General features: G+C 64.3%; 15 protein-coding genes. 11 read left to right on the forward strand and 4 right to left on the reverse strand.

What is annotated here, in order from left to right:
• Window positions 1-489: 489 nt before the first annotated feature.
• The 7 genes from ACGYKA_RS14580 (at window position 490) to ACGYKA_RS14610 (ending at window position 12,855) form a co-directional block, all read left to right on the forward strand.
• Window positions 490-5,601 (forward strand): GEVED domain-containing protein, encoded by a 5,112-nt coding sequence (locus ACGYKA_RS14580; RefSeq protein WP_394411672.1) that lies wholly within the window; start codon window positions 490-492, stop codon window positions 5,599-5,601.
• 187 nt (window positions 5,602-5,788) lie between these two features.
• Complete coding sequence (locus ACGYKA_RS14585) at window positions 5,789-6,706, forward strand: iron-siderophore ABC transporter substrate-binding protein (protein WP_394411785.1); 918 nt, start codon at window positions 5,789-5,791, stop codon at window positions 6,704-6,706.
• Window positions 6,706-7,707, forward strand: a complete 1,002-nt coding sequence (locus ACGYKA_RS14590; protein WP_394411669.1) for a FecCD family ABC transporter permease — start codon at window positions 6,706-6,708, stop codon at window positions 7,705-7,707. The genes ACGYKA_RS14585 and ACGYKA_RS14590 overlap by 1 nt, the downstream gene beginning before the upstream one ends.
• On the forward strand, window positions 7,704-8,735 hold the full coding sequence (locus ACGYKA_RS14595; protein ID WP_394411666.1) for a FecCD family ABC transporter permease: 1,032 nt from the start codon (window positions 7,704-7,706) through the stop codon (window positions 8,733-8,735). Before ACGYKA_RS14590 ends, ACGYKA_RS14595 begins: the two co-directional genes overlap by 4 nt.
• Window positions 8,732-9,556, forward strand: coding sequence for an ABC transporter ATP-binding protein (locus ACGYKA_RS14600; RefSeq protein ID WP_394411663.1), 825 nt, complete (start codon window positions 8,732-8,734; stop codon window positions 9,554-9,556). The genes ACGYKA_RS14595 and ACGYKA_RS14600 overlap by 4 nt, the downstream gene beginning before the upstream one ends.
• A 98-nt stretch (window positions 9,557-9,654) precedes the next feature.
• Window positions 9,655-11,751, forward strand: a complete 2,097-nt coding sequence (locus tag ACGYKA_RS14605) for a TonB-dependent siderophore receptor (RefSeq protein WP_394411660.1) — start codon at window positions 9,655-9,657, stop codon at window positions 11,749-11,751.
• 60 nt (window positions 11,752-11,811) lie between these two features.
• A complete protein-coding gene (locus ACGYKA_RS14610) occupies window positions 11,812-12,855 on the forward strand; it encodes a siderophore-interacting protein (protein WP_394411657.1) in 1,044 nt (347 codons plus the stop codon).
• Between the two features lie 7 nt (window positions 12,856-12,862).
• Here ACGYKA_RS14610 and htpX read toward each other — a convergent pair whose 3' ends face one another.
• The 3 genes from htpX to ACGYKA_RS14625 all read right to left on the reverse strand — a co-directional run bounded on the left by htpX (window position 12,863) and on the right by ACGYKA_RS14625 (window position 14,906).
• Window positions 12,863-13,801 (reverse strand): zinc metalloprotease HtpX, encoded by a 939-nt coding sequence (htpX, locus tag ACGYKA_RS14615; protein WP_394411654.1) that lies wholly within the window; start codon window positions 13,799-13,801, stop codon window positions 12,863-12,865.
• A 162-nt stretch (window positions 13,802-13,963) separates the two neighbouring features.
• Window positions 13,964-14,212, reverse strand: coding sequence for a DUF6552 family protein (locus ACGYKA_RS14620; RefSeq protein ID WP_394410644.1), 249 nt, complete (start codon window positions 14,210-14,212; stop codon window positions 13,964-13,966).
• Window positions 14,202-14,906 carry an SDR family oxidoreductase gene (locus tag ACGYKA_RS14625; protein ID WP_394411651.1) on the reverse strand — a complete coding sequence of 235 codons (705 nt, stop codon included), beginning with the start codon at window positions 14,904-14,906 and terminating at the stop codon, window positions 14,202-14,204. The genes ACGYKA_RS14620 and ACGYKA_RS14625 overlap by 11 nt, the downstream gene beginning before the upstream one ends.
• 130 nt (window positions 14,907-15,036) lie before the next feature.
• Between ACGYKA_RS14625 and ACGYKA_RS14630 the strand changes: the two genes are divergently transcribed.
• Window positions 15,037-15,912 carry a LysR substrate-binding domain-containing protein gene (locus ACGYKA_RS14630; protein WP_394411782.1) on the forward strand — a complete coding sequence of 292 codons (876 nt, stop codon included), beginning with the start codon at window positions 15,037-15,039 and terminating at the stop codon, window positions 15,910-15,912.
• Here ACGYKA_RS14630 and ACGYKA_RS14635 read toward each other — a convergent pair.
• Window positions 15,909-16,565 carry a GntR family transcriptional regulator gene (locus ACGYKA_RS14635; protein WP_209218339.1) on the reverse strand — a complete coding sequence of 219 codons (657 nt, stop codon included), beginning with the start codon at window positions 16,563-16,565 and terminating at the stop codon, window positions 15,909-15,911. The genes ACGYKA_RS14630 and ACGYKA_RS14635 overlap by 4 nt on opposite strands.
• Before the next feature lie 173 nt (window positions 16,566-16,738).
• Here ACGYKA_RS14635 and ACGYKA_RS14640 point away from each other — a divergent pair, with 173 nt between their 5' ends.
• The 3 genes from ACGYKA_RS14640 (at window position 16,739) to ACGYKA_RS14650 (ending at window position 19,513) form a co-directional block, all read left to right on the forward strand.
• The gene (locus tag ACGYKA_RS14640; RefSeq protein WP_394411647.1) at window positions 16,739-17,548 is read left to right on the forward strand and encodes an ABC transporter substrate-binding protein; all 810 of its coding nucleotides are present in this window, start codon (window positions 16,739-16,741) and stop codon (window positions 17,546-17,548) included.
• A gap of 80 nt (window positions 17,549-17,628) precedes the next feature.
• The gene (locus ACGYKA_RS14645; protein WP_067265504.1) at window positions 17,629-18,300 is read left to right on the forward strand and encodes an amino acid ABC transporter permease; all 672 of its coding nucleotides are present in this window, start codon (window positions 17,629-17,631) and stop codon (window positions 18,298-18,300) included.
• A 73-nt stretch (window positions 18,301-18,373) separates the two neighbouring features.
• The gene (locus ACGYKA_RS14650; RefSeq protein WP_271693005.1) at window positions 18,374-19,513 is read left to right on the forward strand and encodes an aminotransferase class V-fold PLP-dependent enzyme; all 1,140 of its coding nucleotides are present in this window, start codon (window positions 18,374-18,376) and stop codon (window positions 19,511-19,513) included.
• The last annotated feature ends 11 nt before the right edge of the window (window positions 19,514-19,524 follow it).

The raw sequence follows: 19,524 nt of genomic DNA on the forward strand, positions 1-19,524 counted from the left end.
ACTAGTCCGATTATACCCCCGCCCAGATGCAACGATGCGAGACGCGACCTATAGTTAGTTATGCCCGCCGATAGACGGGTCTGCACGAAGGCGTCATTGACCAGACCAATGACCGCGTCCCAAGCTGGCAACCGGTTCATTTCGACCGTTTCGCCTGAAAATATGCTTCACGACGCGGGCCTTCTCGGGAGCTGCTGCCCGTTCCCCTACCCCAGGGAGCGGCTCCCTGATAGCTTTGCAGCGATGCGCCCCACCAGTTTTCCCCGTCCCTCCCCTCGGGGGAAGACCGGGGGCGCATTTGGCGATCTGGCCAGAGCTGTTTCACCTATCCGTAAGTATATCGCGCTATCCGCAGCGGCATCTGCTTTGACCGGACGCACCTTCGCATTGGCAACGACAATTCGCGATAAATGTCCGGTAGATATTTGTTCGTATTCTCGCTGGGGGCCTCGTTTCGCGGGCTCTCCGGTTCGGACCGAAAGGTGAATTGTGAAACGTCTCTCCAACCGAAAAGCGCTGCGCGGTGTCTCCCTCGCCGTTTGCGCCGCGCTCGCTGTCTCCTCCTCTCCCGCGGATGCCGGGGATTTCTCGATTGATTGGTCCACTTTCGATTGGCCCGCAGGTTTTGCCGGGCCTTTGTTGCGGACTCTGTCGGACCAATATGGTTTCGAGATCGACACAACGGTCGAGATCACCGGCAATCTGCGCCCCTATAGCGCTGATGCGCAGGGCAATCCGATCTTCACCCCCGACGATGTGAACATTCTGGGCGGCGGTGTCGATTCGCTTGTCATCGTGGGCGATGCCGGGCCGAATGCGGGGCGGCGCGGCGATGACCGGATCACCGCCAGCGTATCGGCCAGTTCTGGCGGCGTCGCGTTCCAGGTGGACAATCTCACCGTCGACATCCTCGATGTGGATCCCACCGACACCCACAGCACCGGGGACCGCTGCGATTTCGTGACGGCCTTCGGCGATAACGGCAACCCAAGCATCACGACACTGGGTCCGGCGCCCACCGTCGTGGTCGGCCCGGGGCCGGGATCGGGGGACACCGGCCTGCTGAACGGGAACGAGGCGCAATGTCTGTTCATCGACGGCAGCGCCTTCCTCTCTCCCGGGTCGGGCGATGATACCAACGGCTCGATCCGGCTGAGCTATCCCAATGCGACCTCTAGGATTGAGATTTGGTACGACGAAAGTATTGGCGAGGTCCGCAGCTACTACAATCCGGTAACGCTGCCTTATGACGCGGGGGCGCGGGGGATCGGCATCTTTGCCGATGTGAACTTTACCACCGAACAGACCATCAGCCTTGCACGTTTCACCAGCCCGCTCTCCGCACTTCAGGGCACGACGGTCACATTTATTTATGAGGTGACCAACACCGGGGAGTTGCCCTTCAACCCGAACCAGGACGTGGTGATCGAAGACAGTCTTGTTGGCACGGTCACTTGCCCGGCCATCACCGCACCCGTGGCCCCGGGCGGCAAGGTGACCTGTACGGCGGAATATACCGTGACGGCGGCGGATGCCCTGTCGGGCGCGGTCGACAGTACGGCCACGGCGGGGATCGGCGCGATCGGCACGCCTTTCGTGTCGCGCCTGCAGTCCAATCCGCAAAACGCCAGCATCGTCGCCAATGTCCTGTCCACCGACACCGGCCCGCAAACCTGTACGCCGCGGTCGGTTTTCGCGCAGCCGCGCACGCAGCTGGCAGGGGCGGGCAGCGCGGCGGCGCTGACGACCTCGGACATCTTCGTCTTTGATAATGTCACCACCGACATCAATGGCAACGATCTGGATGTCGTGTTCCAAGCGACCCAGATCAGCAACGCCACTGCGGTCAATATCGACGGCTCGCTCGAAGCGCGGATGACGCCCGCTGACAACGGTTTCGTCACCTACCGTCTGCGCCTTGTCGAAGACGGCAGCGCCACCCCCTCGAACCCCCAAGGGCGGGCGGTTGAACAGAGCCGTATCAATGGTGTAATCGTTCAGCAGACGGATGTGGACAGCCGCGGGACATCGGATGACAGTTCGGATGTGGTCGGCCCGCTGCTCGCGCCCGATGGCATCTCGTATTTCCACACCGCCCCGCTCGCCGGTTTTCCCGCCGGGGGGCAGGCGATCACGATGGACCCCGCCAAGGTGGGTGACCCGACCAATTGGACGGAAGAGCCGAACGAGACCGGTTTCGACAACTATGCCACCTATGAATACGGCACCTTCACCGAGGGGGAGTTCATCCACGGCTATACCGGCAGCTCGCTGAACAACGCGCGGCGCGGCTCGTCGATCCGGCTTTGCGCGGTTGCGAATACCTCGGCCAGCGTGGTGGCGGGCGACGATGACTATACCGCGACGCCGCTCAACAGCCTGCTTGGCGGTACGGCGGGAGAGGTCATGTCCAACGACACGATCAACGGCTTGCCTGCCGCCTTCCCCACCGCGACGCTTGCGGTGCTGACCGAAGCCATACCCCAGAACAGCGGTGATCCAGTCCCCGTGCTGGAAACCCAAGGCGCCGATGCGGGCCGGGTGATCGTCCCGCCGGGGGTGCCCTCGGGCACCTATCTGATCGACTATGAGCTTTGTGACAGCATTGACCCCACGCAATGCGACCGGGCGCAGGTCACGGTCGCGGTCTTTGATGGGCTTGGGGTCGACTTTGGCGATGCGCCGATCTCTTACCTGACCGCCTCGCATGGGGTCAGCGATACGCCGCAGGTCTATCTTGGCGACGTGCCGCCCGATATCGAACTGGTGGCCCAGTCCGATGCCTCGGCCACGGCGGACGACCTGTTGGACAGCGATGACGAAGACGCGGTGGTCTTTCCGGTGATGACCCAAGGGATGATCAGCACGCTCAACATTCCGGTCAAAGGGGCGGGCTACCTTCAGGCGTGGATCGACTTTAATGGCGACGGGGTCTTCGAAGGGTCTTTCGGCGAAAACATCGCCCGCGACCTGCGTGACGACGGCACAGGCTTTGACGATGTGGCAGGCGACGGCGTGATCCAGATCGACGTGACCGTGCCCAGCGATGCCACCACCTCCACCACCTTTGCGCGGTTCCGCTATTCCTCTGAGGCCGGGCTGCCGGTGGCGAGCTTTGCCGTCGATGGCGAAATTGAAGACTACTCCCTCATCATCGCCGCCGCCGATCTGGTGGACCGAGGCGATGCCCCCGCCAGCTATGGCGAGCCGCGCCATATCATCGTGCCGGACATCTACCTTGGCGGTGGCCTCCCCGATTCCGAGACCGAGAGCATGTTCAGCGCCAATGCCGATGGCGACGACCTCGACGGGATCGACGACGAAGATTCCGTGGCCGAGTTCCCGGTGCTTGAGGCGGGCACCATCGTGCCGCTGACCATTCAGACCCATGAGACCCTCAGCGCGCAACTGGCCCTCGGCCTGCCGGTGACCGAAGGCATCACTAATCTTCAGCTCTGGATCGACTTCAACCAGAACAATGTCTTCGACCCGACCGAACAGGTGGCCATCAACTTTCGTGACGGCGGCTTGGGCGATACGGATGGCGCGTTCAACAACCAGATCAGCCTGAACATTCCCGTGCCGGTCGATGTGGGCAATGGCACCACCTATGCCCGCATCCGCTGGTCGACCTCTAGCGCCCTGACCCAAGACCCTTTCAGCGGTCTGAACTTCGATGGGGAGGTTGAGGATTATCTCGTGACTCTCGTCAATCTGTTGCCGCAGGGCCGGATCGGCGGAACGCTTTATGAGGACGCCGACAGTTCCGGCAGCCGCGACGGGGCCGAAGCCACGCTGCCCGCGGGCATCACCGTGACGCTTTTCGACGATGCAGGCACGCCCGGCGACCGGGCCGATGATACGCAGGTGGCGGTGACCGAAACCGATGCGGCGGGGGCCTATTCCTTCAGCAACCTCGACCCGGCCCGCGCCTATCTGGTCGAAGTGGATGAGGCCGACCCTGAGATACCGGCGGGCCTTACCCTGACCACGGGAAACCCGATCGCGAGCCTTGCTGTTGATGCGGGCAGCGGCAGCCCGGTGAGTTCTGATTTCGGTTTCGAAACCCTGCCGACTGAGGCCGATTTGGCCTTGACCCAAACCATCCTACGCGCGGCGGACTCCAGCCCCGCGACAGAGGCCACGGTGGGGGAGGCGCTCGACCTCGTGCTGACCGTGACCAACACCGGCCCCGGCAGTCCCTCGGATGTGCGGGTGCTCGATCTCATCCCCGATGGCTTCGCCTATGTCTCGGACGATGCGGCGGCGCAGGGCGATAGCTATGATGCTTCGACCGGTCTGTGGCTGCTTGGCGACGTGCCCTCGGGCAGCAGCCACAGCCTGACCATCCGCGTCACGCTGCAGGGCGAAGGCGCCACGGAAAATCAGGCAGAGATCATCGGCGCGTCGCTTCCTGACCCCGACAGCGACCCCGGCACCGGCGCGTTGGTGGATGACCTCGGCGATGGTTTGGCCGATGATGACGAGGCGCTCGCCCGCGTGGCTCGGCGCTCCAACGGTCCGGTGCTTTCTGGCGTGGTGTTCTTTGACATCGGCGCGGGGGCCGACGCCTATGACGGGGCCCAGCAGGCAGGCGAGGCGGGCACGGACCGCGCCGTGGTCGAGATTTTGGACGCGGGCGGCGCTTTGTTGGTCACGCCCGATCTGGCGGCGGACGGCACATGGCGCGCGGCCTTGCCTGAGGGGTATAGCGGCGCTGTCACCGTGATGGCCCAGCCCGGCGCGGGGCTGCTCAACGTGTCCGAGGGCGGCGCGGCTTTGCCCGGGGTGGTGAACGGCGATCCCCATGACGGGCGTTTCACCTTCACCCCCGCAGCGGGCACGGCCTACGCCGGGCTCGACTTCGGCCTCATCGAAGCGGCGCGGCTGAACCAATCGCAGGACAAGACGATCCGGGCCGGGCAGGTCTTGGCGCTGCGGCATGAATATATCGCCTCGGCCCCGGGAAGCGTGACGTTCAGCGTCGCCGCCGAAGCCTCGGCCCCCGAAGGGGCCTTCTCGACCGCGCTTTACGAGGATACGGATTGCGACGGCACGCCGGACCAAGCGATTACCGGGCCGTTGCCCACCAATGCGGGCGGGCTGATCTGTGTCCTTGCACGGGTCACCGCCTCGGGCGCGGCAACGCAGGGATCGACCTATCGCTTCGATCTGGTCGCCGACACCAGCTATGGCTCCAGCGGCCTCGCCCAGCGAAACGTCAACACCGACCGGTTGGTGGTTGAGGCGGCGCAGGGCACGTTGAAACTGACCAAAACCGTCCGCAACGTGACGCGCGGCACACCCGAAGGGGTCAGCAACGGCGCCGCTGCCGGGGATGTGTTGGAATACCGCATCTATGTCGAAACCGTGGGCACCGTGCCCGCGCGCGACATCGTCGTTTACGACAAGACACCGCCCTACACGGCTCTGGCCGCGGCGGTGCCCAGCCCGGTTACCCTGGCCGATGGAGTGACCTGCACCTTGGACGCGCCGTTGGCGAATGCGCCGGGCTATGACGGGGCGCTGCGCTGGTCCTGTACGGGGGCGCTTCAACCCGGCGCGCAGGGCTTCGTCTCCTTCGAGGTCAGCATTCAATAACCACACCCGGGGCCGCTTCGCAGGCGGCCCCGGCACAGTCCCAACCCATGATCCGATGAACTGACCTGTTGCATCCCCGCCCGCTGGGGCATAACAGGCAATAGTTTACTAAAAGAATCGGATTAAGGGGGCCGCGGTGCTCAGAACGTTGTCATTCATTTGCTTGGCCTTTGGCGCGACCGCCGCCATGGCGCAGGACTTTCCCGTTACCGTTGAACACGCCTTTGGCGAAACCACCATCGAAGAGCGGCCCGAGCGGGTGGCCTCGGTCGGTTGGGCCAACCACGAAGTGCCCTTGGCGCTTGGCATCGTGCCGGTCGGCTTTGCACGCGCCTCATGGGGGGATGACGATGGCGACGGGCTGCTGCCTTGGGTGATCGAACGGCTGGACGAATTGAACGCCGAGGTTCCTACGCTCTTTGACGAGGGCGATGGCATCGATTTCGAGGCCGTGGCCAGCACCCAGCCCGATGTGATCCTCGCCGCCTATTCCGGCCTGTCGCAGTCGGACTATGAAACGCTCAGCCGCATCGCCCCGGTCGTCGCCTACCCCGAAGCGGCATGGACAACGACATGGCGCGAGATGATCCGCCAGAACGCGGCGGGCCTCGGCATGGCCGAGGAGGGCGACGCGATGGTCGCCGAGATCGAAGAGCGTATCGCCAGCGCCCGTGCGGCGCATCCCGAACTGGCGGGCAAGACCGGTATGTTCGTGACCCACCTTGATCCGCGTGACCTCAGCACCATCGGTTTCTACGCCGCCGCCGACCAGCGGGTGCAATTCCTGACCGACCTCGGCATGGCGACGCCGCAGGCGGTGCGCGAGGCTAGCGAGGCCGGGAAATACTCGGGCCGGGTAAGCGCCGAGCGGATCGATCTCTTTGAAGACGTGGACGTTGTCGTGACCTATGGCGATCAGGCCCGGTTGGATGAACTGGCCAAGAACCCGCTGATCGCGCGTTTCCCGGCAGTCGCCCGCGGCTCGGTCGTGCTTTTGGCGAATGACCCGATGGGCACCGCCGCGAACCCGACACCGCTGTCGATCGACTATGTGCTCGACGACTACCTCGCGCGGCTGAGCGCCGCCGCCACGCGCGGCGAATAATGCAGGTGCAGCGCCCCCAACGGCTGGCAGGCCTCGCGCTTTTACTTGGCCTGCTGCTGCTGATGACCGGCCTGTCGCTGACCGTCGGCGCGCGCGCCGTGCCGTGGGGCGAGATCTGGGCGGGGATGACCGGCCGGATCGAGACCATCGGCGCCGCCGCAGTCGCGGTGCGGATGCCGCGCACGGCGCTGGCTGTTCTGGCGGGCGCGGCGCTTGGTCTTGCAGGCGCGGTGATGCAGGGCATCAGCCGCAACCCTTTGGCTGATCCGGGCATTCTGGGCGTTAACGCGGGGGCGGCGCTTTTTGTCGTGGTGGGCATCGCTTGGTTCGACATCAGCGGCGCGCAGAGCTTTCTGTGGCTCGGCATCGCCGGGGCCGCGGTCACGGCGGTTTTCGTCTATCTGATCGGCTCTGCCGGGCAGGGCGGGGCGACACCGCTCAAGCTGACCCTTGCGGGCACCGCGACCTCCGTCGCGGTTTCGGCCTTTATCATCGCGGTGGTGCTGCCGCGCAATGACATCGCGGGCTCCGTGCAATCTTGGCAGGTCGGCGGCATCGGCGGCGCGAGCTTTGAGACGCTTTTGCCCGCCATGCCCTTCGCGCTGGTCGGGCTGGCGCTGAGCCTCGCCTCGGCCCGGGTTCTCAACGCATTGGCCTTGGGCGAAGAACTGGCCACCGGCCTTGGTCAGAGCGTGGCCTTGGGCCGGGTTATGGCGGCAGCGGGGGCGGTGATCCTTTGCGGCACGGCGACGGCGCTTTGCGGGCCGATCGGCTTTGTCGGGCTGGTGGTGCCGCATCTGTGTCGGATGATCGCGGGTGTCGATTACCGGCTGGTGCTGCCGCTCTCGGCCTTGGCGGGGGCCTCCATGCTGGGGCTGTCGGACGTGCTGGGCCGAGTCATCGCCCGCCCGAATGAGTTGGACGTGGGCATCGTCACGGCCTTTGTCGGCGCGCCCTTCTTTATCTGGACGGTACGCAATCACAGGATGCGCGGGCTATGAGCGATGTGACCTTCAGCGCGCCGCGCAGTTTTCGCCCCGCCGCCGCGCGCCGCATTCAGGTGCTGGGCGCACTGGCCGCGCTTGTTTTGGGCCTGATGCTTCTGACGCTGAGCTGCGGGCGCGGCTGCCTGCCGCCGGGTGACGTCTGGGCCGCGCTGACGGGGGCGCCGGGGGCCAATGCCTCATTTGTGGTTACCGATTTGCGCCTGCCGCGCGCGGTCATGGGGCTCTTGGCCGGGGCCAGCTTTGGCTTGGGCGGGGTGGCTTTTCAAATTATGCTGCGCAACCCGCTGGCCAGCCCCGATATCATCGGCATCAGTGCCAGTGCGGGGGCGGCGGCGGTCTTTGCCATCGTCATCCTGGCCCTCGACGGTTGGCTGGTGTCGTTCGTCGCGGTCGTGGCGGGGCTTGGGGTCGCGGCGATGATCTGGGCGCTGTCCTTGCGCCGTGGGGCCGCGGGAGCGCGGTTGATCCTGATCGGCATCGGCGTCTCTGCCATGCTCGACAGTGTGACGGCCTATGTCCTGCTCGAAGCGCCCGCATGGGACCGGGCCGAGGCGATGCGCTGGCTGACTGGCAGCCTCAACGGCATGCAACTCGTCCAAGCGCTGCCCGTGGCGGGGGCGCTGTTGGTCTTCGGCGGGCTCTTGGCCGTTACCGCCCGCGATCTGGAGGTGCTGCGCCTTGGCGATGACACCGCCGAAGCGCTTGGCGTGCGTGCTGACGCCACGCGGCTGCGCGTGACACTGGCCGCCGTCGGCCTTGTGGCCATCGCCACGGCAGCGACCGGGCCGATTGCCTTTGTCGCCTTCCTCTCTGGCCCCATCGCGGCGCGGCTTTTGCCGGGCACGACCGGGTTGCTGTTGGGGGCCGGGCTGGTGGGTGCTCTGCTGGTCATCGCGGGCGATTTCGTGGGGCAGTTCCTGCTGCCCGCCCGCTTGCCCGTGGGGGTCGTCACCGGCGCGGTCGGCGCGCCCTTCCTTTTGTATCTCATCGTTCGCGCCAATAGAAATGGGGGCACGCTATGACCCACGACCACCGTCTTGAAACGCGCGATCTGGGCGCGGGCTATGAAAAGCGCGTTATTCTTGAGAATGTCACTCTCGCCGTGCCGGCGGGCAAGATTACGGCCATTGTGGGCGGCAATGCCTCGGGCAAGTCGACGCTTTTGCGGACACTGGCGCGGATTTTGCAGCCCAAATCCGGCGCGGTTCTGCTGGATGGCGAAGCGGTGCACCAGATGAAGTCGCGCAGACTGGCGCAGGTCATGGGGCTGCTGCCGCAATCGCCCATCGCGCCTGAGGGGATCGCCGTGGCCGATCTTGTGGGGCGTGGGCGGCATCCGCATCAGGGGCTGTTCTCGCGCTGGTCGGCAGAGGATGACCGCGCCGTGGCCCGCGCCCTCGCCGCGACAGGGACCGAGGAGCTGGCCGAGCGTGATCTCGACACCCTGTCGGGCGGCCAGCGCCAGCGGGTCTGGATTGCCATGGCCCTGGCGCAGGAGACCGATCTGCTGCTGCTGGACGAGCCAACGACCTTTCTGGACGTGGCGCATCAGGTCGAGGTGCTGGACCTGCTGGTCGATCTCAACATGGCGCAGGGCACGACGATCGTCATGGTGCTGCATGATCTGAACCTCGCCGCGCGCTATGCCGATCACCTGATCGCCGTGGGCGATGGCGGCATCCGCGCCGAGGGGCCGCCCGCCGAGGTCCTGACCGAGGAATTGGTGAAAACCGTCTTTGGCCTGTCGTGCCGTATCGTCAACGATCCGGTCTCGCAGACCCCCTGCATGGTGCCGATTGGGCGTCACAAGATCGGGCCGCCACGCAAAGATGCCGCGGCCTGAAAATAACTGACTAATTTGGTCAGATTGACTCTGGTCTCCTGCGTATCATAGGGGTAAGGGAATCCCGACTGATTCACTAGGTTATTACGGAGACCGCCATGTCCTCTTCCAAACTCATCCCCCTGCAACTGGGGCGCGGCTCTCTCAAGACGGCGCTTTTGTGCTGTACGGCGCTGGTGCCGGGCACGCTTTACGCGCAAGAAGCCTACCAGTTGGATGACGTGATCCTCGAAGCCGAAGCGCAGACTTCGGGCGCGGCGGATGCCGAAACGGTTGTCGCCAGCGAGATCAGCAGCGGCGGCAAACTGTCGGGTGAGATCATCGACATCCCGGCCAGCGTCTCGGTCATCACCAGCCGTGAGATCGAAGCCCGCGGCGCGGATAGCGTGGAGCAGGTGTTGAACTACACCGCCGGTGCCAGCACCGACAGCTATGGCGCAGATGACCGGTTCGACTATTTCATCCTGCGCGGGTTCGAAGCCTATACCTACCGCGATGGGCTGACATTGGGCGCGAACTTCGGATCGGTCCGGGAAGAGCCTTTCGCCTATGAGCGGGTCGAAGTGATCCGCGGCGCGTCGTCGTCGACCTTCGGCCTTTCCGATCCCGGCGGCTCGGTCAACTATGTCAGTAAACGCCCCCGCGACGAACGTTTTGGCAGTGTCTACACCTCGGTCGACTCCTATGGCAGCTTGGAAACCGGTGTGGATTTCGGCGACAAGCTGGATGAGGAAGGCACGCTCAGCTACCGTTTCACCGGTCTGCTGCGCAATGGCGAGCTTGAGTATCCCTATTCCGAGAACGATGAGATCTTCGCGATGGGTGGCCTGACATGGCGCCCCTCCGATGCGTCTGAGCTGACCGTGATCGTCGACCACCTCAACCGCGATTCCGTGCCCGGCAGCGGCGGTTTCCCGGCGGGCGGCGATTTTGACCGCAGCGATGTGTTCTATGGCGAGCCTGACTATAACTACCGCGGCACCGAGCGGACGACCGTCTCTGTTCTGGGCGCGCATGACTTTGGCAACGGGCTGAGCTTCGGCGGCACCTTGCGCTACAGCGACAGCGCCGATGACTTCGGCTATGCCTATGTCAGCGATGGAACCCCGAATGACAGCACGGTGGACCGCGCCTTTTTTGCCAGCGATGGCACGAGCGAGAGCATGATCTCCGATCTGCATCTGACCTATGAGGGGTTCCTCGGCGGGGCGGCCAGCACCACCACGGCAGGGGTCGAATTCTCTTGGTCCGACGAGTCTGACCAACGCTTCTATGGCCCGGCACCGTCGGTTGACCGCGACAACCCGACCTATACGGGCCGTCCGACCAGCGTGCCGATGTTTGCCGATCTTGACACTGAGACGGAAGGCAAGGCGATCTACGCTCAGCAAGAGCTGAACTGGAACGAGCGTTTCATCGCCTCCTTCGGGCTGCGGCACGACTGGATCGACGTGACTGAGTCCAACAACCTTGCCGGCACGGTGCAGACCAACGACATCAGCGAGACGACGGGCCGCCTGGGTCTGACCTATAAGATCAAACCCAACCTATCGGTCTTTGGGAACTACGCGCAGTCGGTCGTGCCCGCAGGCTTTGGCGTCGAGCCGGAAGAGGGCGAGCAGTTCGAGCTCGGCACCAAATGGCAGCCCATCGGCACCAACGCGCTGTTGACGGCCTCGGTCTATGACCTGTCGAAAAGCAACATCACCCGCACCAATCCGGCGACCAACCTGCCGGAAACCATCGGTGAGATCGGCGTGCGCGGCATTGATCTGGAAGCCAAGGCCGAGATGGGGGCCTATACTCTCACCGCCGCCTACAGCTATCTGGATGCCGAGATCAAAGAGAACGGCACCGCGGGCAACGTTGGCAACCGCCCCGGTCTGGTGCCTGAAAACGTCGCCTCGATCTGGGCCAGCCGGACATGGGAAAACCTTGGCCGCGGTGATCTGACCGTCGGTTTGGGCGCGCGGTTCAACAGCGGTTACTACTATAGCGACAGCAACACCGCGGGCGAGACAGGCAGCTTTGTCGTGGTGGATGCGGCCGTAAGCTATGACCTGTCGGATCAGACCACCCTGTCGGCCAATGTCACCAACCTGTTCGACGAAAAGCACACCTCCTACGGCGGTTTCTACGCTGACTTCTACAGCCCCGGCCGTGAAGTCACTGTGAAGCTGGCCCATAGCTGGTGAGCCTAGAGCGCGGCACTCCCCTCGTGTGCCGCGCTTTCTTTTGACCGGGAGGAGCCACGGATGACCATCGCCAAAGCCAAGACCACCATCCCCATGGACGCCCCGCAGGAGATGCTGTCGCAAATCCTGTCGCATCTTGTCGATGACCACGGCATGGCGTTTCGCGCCAAGGGGCCGACGGGTCATGTGTTTGAGCAAGACGGCTACCGGGTAGAGTTCGATCTTTGCCCGCGTGGGCTGGAGGTCAGCCTGCAAGCTCCCGGCGAAAACGCCATGCAATTCTCGAAAGAGGGCATGGTCCATCATGTGGCGGAGTTTGACCCCGCGCTGGCCGATCGCATCCGGTGGCAGGGTGTGGCGCAAGAGGCCGGAGAGACGCCGCAGAACTTCCGCTTGTTGGAGGTGCTGAACAGCGAAATCCTCTTCGAAGGGATGCAGCGTGTTACCCTGCATTACCCCGACATTGCCGAACTTGCCCCGCAGGGCATCCACCTGCGTCTGATCCTGCCGCGCGATGCCAGCCGCACGCCGGTCTGGCCGGTGATGGGCGCCAATGGGGCGCCGGTTTGGCCCAAGGGTGCGGATGAGTTGCACGCGCGTTATGTCACGCTCAAGAACATCCGCCCCGAGCGCGAAGAGGTCGATATCGACGTGGTTCGCCACGGCTCTGGCCTGATCTCGCAATGGGCGCAGAACGCCCATGCCGGGCAGCGGATCGGCGCAATGGGGCCGGTGGGCATCAGCGCTTTGCCCGAAGCCTCTTCCTATTTCCTCGCCGCCGATGGCACGGGGCTGCCCGCCGTGGCGCAGCTTTTGGCGCGGCTGCCGGAGGATGCGGTGGGCGATGTGGTGGCGGCCCTGCCGCGCGGGGTTCCTTATAGCGACTACCTGCCCAAGACCAAGCTGCGCGTCCATGCCCTGCCGCCCGCCGTGTTCGAGGCCGAAGTGCTTGGCCATGCGCAGGCGCTGACGGATGACGGTTTGGGCTATGCCTTTTTCGCCGGAGAGTTCCAGAACGCGCAGCAATTGCGCGGGCATTTCAAAACCCATCTCGGCATGGATAAAACCCGCCAGATTTGCACCGCCTACTGGCGGCGGGGCTAAGCGCGGCCTAGCGCCACGGCCCCGCGTCGCGGCGTCTGCCGGTTTTCGGGATGCGGCTGCTGCTGGTGGTCGCGCTGATGGTGGGGCGCGGGCTTTCGGCGCGCCCTCGCGCGGCGTCGGGTGTCATCGCACGCAGGGCCGCGATGCGGTTCTCCGTCGCCGGGTGCGTGGCGAAAAGATTGTCATGTTTATGCGCGTGTAGCGGGTTGATGATGAACATATGCGCCGTGGCCGGATTGCGCTCTGCCGCGTGATTGTCGATCCGCGCGGCCCCCATAGCGATCTTCTCGAGCGCGGAGGCGAGCCAGAGCGGATGGCCGCAGATCTCGGCCCCCGCCTTATCGGCGGCATATTCCCGTGTCCGGCTGATCGCCATCTGCACCAGCGCGGCGGCCATGGGGGCGAGGAACATCATCATCAACGTCCCGATCATCCCCATCCGCTCGCGTGCGCCGCCGAAGAACAGCGCGAAATTCGCCAGCATCGAAATCGCACCGGCGAAAGTGGCCGTCACGGTCATGATCGCCGTGTCATGGTTGCGGATATGGGCCAGCTCATGCGCGATGACGCCCGCCAGTTCCTCGCGGCTGAGGCTTTGCATCAGCCCTTTGGTCACCGCCACGGCAGCATTGGCCGGATTGCGCCCGGTGGCGAAGGCGTTGGGCTGGGGCGTGTCGATCAGATAGACTTTGGGCTCGGGGAGGCCCGCATTCCGCGCAAGCTTTGCCGTCATGGCGTAGAGCCCCGCGCGGTCCCCCGGCGAGACGGGCTGCGCATTGTGCATCTTGAGCACCATGCGGTCGGAGTTCCACCAGGTGAAGGCGTTCATCCCCGCCGCCACCACCAGCGCGATCAGCGCACCGCCCGATCCGCCGATCAGATAGCCGACCCCCATGAAAAGCGCGGTCATCGCCGCCATCAGCATCGCTGTCTTCACATAGCCCATCTTGGTCTCTCGCGGTTGTCCTTTGCAAAGAGATATGGGGCAGCTTCCGCGTCGTGCAAGGTAAGCGGGGGAGGGGGGGCACGGTTCCCCCCGCCGGATGATATACTCGGATACGGGGGCCGAGAGGGCGTCACACAGGCGACACCCCTCGACACACCGCCACTACTGGCTGGCCATCCCCGCCAGCATCGCCCCCATGGCAACGAGGTGAACCAGCGTGATCGCCCGGTCATTCCAAAGCAGCCCGACGATCAGCCAGCCCAGAACCCCCACCACGAAGAGGTAGAGGTTCCACGGCGTCCAGCCGAAACCTGTGGCGGCATAGCCGAGGATCTGGATCACCGAGGCGATCCATTTGACCAAAAAGGCCAGCCGCTGCGGCGTGGCGGGCGCAAGCGCTTCAGACGCCACGGGTCAGCCCGCCGTCGATGCGCCAGTTCTGCCCGGTGACATAGGCCCCGCCCTCGGAAGCGAGCCAGCCGATCAGCGACGACACCTCGGCCTCGGTGCCGTAGCGCCCCATGGGAATGCGCGCGCGCCGGTCCTCGGTCTCGGGCAGGCTGTCGATAAAGCCGGGCAAGATGTTGTTCATGCGGATGTTCTGGCCCGCATATTGATCGGCGTAGAGTTTGGTGAAACCCGCCAGCCCGGCGCGGAAGACGCCCGAGGTGGGAAAGAGCGGGTCCGGCTCGAAGGTGGCGAAGGTCGAGATGTTGATGATCGCACCGCCGCCCTGCGCCGCCATGATCGGCGTTACCAAACGGGTGGGCCGGATCACGTTCATCAGATAGACATCCATCCCATCGTGCCAATCTGCGTCGCTCATTTCCAGAATGTCGCCCTTCGGCCCATGCCCGGCGGAGTTCACCAGCACATCGACGCGGCCCCAACGGTCCATCGCGCCATCCACCAGCTGCGCCAGCGCGTCTGGCGATTGGTTCGAGCCGGTGATGCCAAAGCCGCCAAGTTCGGTGCCGAGCGCCTCCCCCTTGCCGGAGGAAGACAGGACACCGACCTTAAAGCCATCTGCCGCCAGTTTGCGGGCCGCGCCGGCGCCCATGCCGCTGCCGCCTGCGGTGATAAGGGCTACTTTTTCTGCTGTCATCGGGTATGCTCCATATACTAGGCAGCGATTGTGCTGCGGGGATATGCTGCGTCATTTAGGCGCTGTGATCCCGTGCAGCCAGCCAGATGCTTTGTTGTGTGACTGTAGGAAATCTATTGTGCCGAATGAGATGCCCCTGCCGCCCTTGAACGGGCTTCGTGCCTTTGCCGCCGCCGGGCGTCACCTGAATTTCCGGGCCGCGGCGGATGAGTTGGGCGTGACCCAAGGCGCGGTCGCCCAGCAGGTGCGCGGGCTGGAGGATCATCTGGGGCTGCGTCTGTTCCTGCGCGAGCCGCGGGGGCTGGCCTTTACCGACGAGGGGCGCGCCTATCATCTGTCAGTGTCGCGTGCTTTCGATCAATTGGCGGAGGCGACGGATGCCCTGCGCCACGCGCCCGCGCGGGTGACGATCAGCGTGACGCCGACCTTCGCATCCAAATGGCTGATCCCCCGGCTTTCGGATTTTACCCAAGCCCACCCCGGCATTGACTTGCGTATCACGGCGACAGAGCGGGTGGCGAGTTTTCATGCCGACGGGATCGACCTTGCCGTGCGGCAGGCGCGTCCGCCCTTTGGGGCGAGCCTGAGGGCGACCCTGCTTTTCGCGCAGGAGGTGGTGGCCGTATGCTCTCCGGCGCTGCTTGCGGGGGAGGGGCCGGTCGATGCCGCCACACTGGCGCGCATGACCCTGCTTCACGACACCCATGACCTCTGGCCGCGCTTTGCTGAAGAGGCTTTTGGCGGCAGCGTCAAGCCGGCCCGTGCGCTGCGGTTCAATCAAACGACGCTGAGCCTTGATGCTGCTTTGGCGGGGCAGGGGGTGGCGCTGGCAAGCCGCTTTTTGGTGCAGCGCGATCTTGAGGCGGGGCGGCTGCTGCGCCCGGTGCCGCATGTGATGGAAGGCGGGCTGGATTTCTACTTGCTTTCGCCCCGGCAGGGGGTGTCGAGCGCGGCGATCATTGTGCGCGATTGGCTCTGTGCGGTGGCCAAGGGCGAGGCGGGTTAATCCTGCGCGCGGGCTTTCAGCCGCAGGAAGCTGTCTTCTCCGGCCAGAACGTAGCGCAGCAGCAAAAGCTCCACCTTGGCCGCATCACGGGCAGTGAAGGCGCGCAGCATGTCGCGGTGCAAGTCGACGAGGGTTTCATGCGCGACCGCGTCGCGCAGGGTGGCCATGCGAACGGCCTGGATTTGGGCCATGTAGCGCAGGATTGTGTCGCGCAACTCGATGTTGGGCACGGCCATGATCCATGTGCGGCGGATGTCTTCGGAGGCCGCATAGAGGCTTTCGATATCGCCGGTTTCCAACGTGCGCTCGGATTGCTCAACCGCGCGGGTCAGGGTGGCGATGTCCTCATCGGTCAGCTGGTTGGTGGCCAGCGCCGCGGCGCGCGGTTCCAGCAGGCGGCGCAACTCGAAAATCTCGCAGATCTGGCGCATCGACAGGTTGGGCAGGGTGAAGCCCCGTGTCGTGCTGTCGAGGTAGCCCTCATGCGACAGGCGCATCAGCGCATCGCGCACCGGCATTCGCGAGACGTTGAACTCTTCGGCGACGGCGGTGTCGACAAAGCGGTCGCCATGGCTGATCTCGCCCCGCTGAATTCGCCCGAGGAAGATGTCGTAAATCTGATCTTTCATGTGGCGCTTGGCTGAGCGGGGCATTCCGACCTCTCCGAAAAGTATGCGATTGCGGGCCGAGCATGCGCAAGAAATATGCTTATGGCTAGGTATAAGTTTGCATACTTGAAAAATTAAATTGAATTCGTATACGAAAACTGGCAGCCAATAGGGGAAAGCTTGCCGCGCTGCGCGGGGGTGTTCACAGGGAGCAAAACATGAATCTGAAAAATAATCTGATCGTTGGCCTCACCGTCGCGGCGCTGACGACACTGTCGGGCGTCTCTGCCATGGCGCAGGACGTGCTGAAAATCGGCTCTTACCCGGCGAACCCGCCATGGGAGTTCAAGAACGAAGCGGGCGTCTTCGAGGGGTTCGAGGTCGACATCATCAATGAGGTCGCGACCCGGCTTGGCAAGACGACCGAGATCAGCGGCTACGACTTCCGCGCGCTTTTCGTGGCCACTGCCTCGGGCCGGGTCGATGCGGTGATCTCATCGCTCACCATCACCGATGAACGGCTTGAGGCGCAGTCTTTCACGCAGCCCTATTTCTCGGGCGCATTGGGGGTCGGCACCAAGACCGACGCCGGGATTGCCGATCTCGACGGGCTGGAGGGCAAACGCATCGGTTCCATCGCCACCTCTTTCCCGGAGAATTGGTTGAAAGAGCGGGAGGATGAGCTCGGCTATAAATCCTATTCCAGCTATGACACCACCGCCAATATGCTGACCGATCTGCGCAGTGGCCGGATCGATGCGGCGGTGAATGATATCGTCAGCCTGCGCTACGCCTTTGCCCAGCCGACGATGCAGGGCTTGCAGGTCTCGGTCGAGATTCCGACGGGCGATAAATTCGCGATCATGATGCCCAAGGGCTCTGAGCATCTGGAGGCGGTCAACGGTGCGATCTCTTCGATGAAAGAGGATGGCACCATGGCGGCCCTCTATGAAAAATGGCTCGGCGTGGCCCCTGCCGAGGGCAGCCTTGCGGTGACCCCGCTGCCGGTGCCCACCTCGGCGGACTGATACCTTTGGGCCGCGGGTGGGGCGCCGCTCTGCCTGCGGCCCAAAGCTCGCCCCCTGCGATCAAACTGACGGACTGCGCAATGGAAATCATCGACATCTTCTTCAATCTCGACGTGATGCGCCGCGCTTTCCCGATCTTGATGCGCGGGCTGCTCAACACCATTCTGCTGGGCGCTTCGGCGATTTTCTTTGGCGGTATCCTTGGCGTGCTGGTCTGTCTGGTGCGGCTCTATGCGGCCAAGCCGTTCCGGCTGCTGGCGGTTCTGTATACGGATATCTTCCGCGCCATTCCGGTGCTGGTGGTGCTGATCCTCGTCTATTACGCACTGCCCTTCGCGGGCATCGTCTTTTCCTCATTCGTGGGGGCGACCATTGCGCTGGCGCTGGTGCTGGCGGCCTATACGGCAGAGGTCGTGCGCGCCGGGATCGAAGCCGTACCGCGCGGGCAGTTCGAAGCCTGCGATGCGCTTGGCCTGTCTTTCTTTACCACCATGCGCAAGGTGATCCTGCCGCAGGCGTTTCGGATGATGATCCCGCCGCTTGCCTCCTATGCGGTGGCGATTATGAAAGACACCTCGCTGGCTTCGGTCGTGGCGATGGATGATCTGCTGAAACAGGCCACCGACGCGCAGGCGCTTTTCGCCAACCCCACACCGCTGCTGCTGGCCGCGCTGATCTACATCGCGATCCTTTGGCCAATGGTGCGTTTCACCGGCTGGCTAGAGCAGCATTACAAGCGCGGCTACCGCTGAGCCGAAGCGGCCCCGTCCCCCACAAAATTACCGTCCCGCGCGCCTGCGCGGCCAACACCCTACGGAGATTACAATGTCCACAGAAACAGGAACGGGCGACGCCTATCTCCTTTATCACTCCATCGGCCAATACCCCGGCAAACATGCGGATATGCTGGCCGGTCTCACCGATTTCACCGATGCCTGGGCCGCGCCCAACGGCGACCAATGGGCGGATGTGTTGCCCAAACGCCAGCAGTTCATCGACCTCTGGGCCGAGCTTATCGGCGCGCCGAAGGGCACCGTCACCACGACAGAGAGCGTCACCACCGGGCTGATGGCCGTCATCGGTGCGCTGCCCGAAGGCACCCTGCGCGGCAAGAAGGTCTTGGTGGCTGAGGATGGTTTCCCCTCTCTGCACTTCCTGCTCACCGGCCTGTCGAAGCGTTTTGGTTTCACGTTGAACACTGTGCCGATCCGCCAAGGGGGCCATTGGGTCGAGGCCGAAGACATCATCGCCCATTGGGATGAGGAGGTGGCGCTGGCCCTGCTCACTTGGGTCAGCTCGACGACCTCGCACCGGTTGGACATCCCGCAATTGGTGGCGCATGGCCGCAAGATGGGGTCGCTCATCGGGGTGGATATGACGCAGGCCGTGGGGCTGCTGCCCTATGACGTGACCGCGCCGCGCGTCGATTTCGCCCTGTCGACCAGCCTCAAATGGATGTGCGGCACGCCGGGCGCGGGGATCGTCTATATGGATGCCGAACTGATCCCGCAGTGCCAGCCCGAGATGCGCGGCTGGTTCTCTCAAGGCAATCCGTTCTCATGGGACCTCGACGCTTTCGAATTCGCGCCCGACATTCGGCGGCTCGACAGTGGCACGCCCTCAACCGTTCCTGCGGTGGCCAGCCTACCGGCGATGAAATGGCGCATGGGGCAAAACACCGAAGTCTTGGCAGCGCATAACCGCAAGCTAACCGCGCAGCTACAGGCGGGGCTTGAGGGGATGGGCCTGACCCTCGCCAGCCCGGCGGACCCGGACCAGCGGGGCGGCAGTCTCATGGTCGTTCTGCCCGATCACATCGACGCGGCGGATGTGGTGGCGCAATTGGCGGCGCTGGAGATCTACGTCGACAACCGCAGCCAGACCCTGCGCATGTCGCCGGGGGTGCTGACCACCGCCGCCGGGATCGACCGCACCCTGCACGCGCTTCGGGCTTTTCTGACCTGACGCCCGCCGGG

Source organism: Sulfitobacter sp. 1A15106, from assembly GCF_043556995.1.
Classification (GTDB): domain Bacteria; phylum Pseudomonadota; class Alphaproteobacteria; order Rhodobacterales; family Rhodobacteraceae; genus Sulfitobacter; species Sulfitobacter faviae.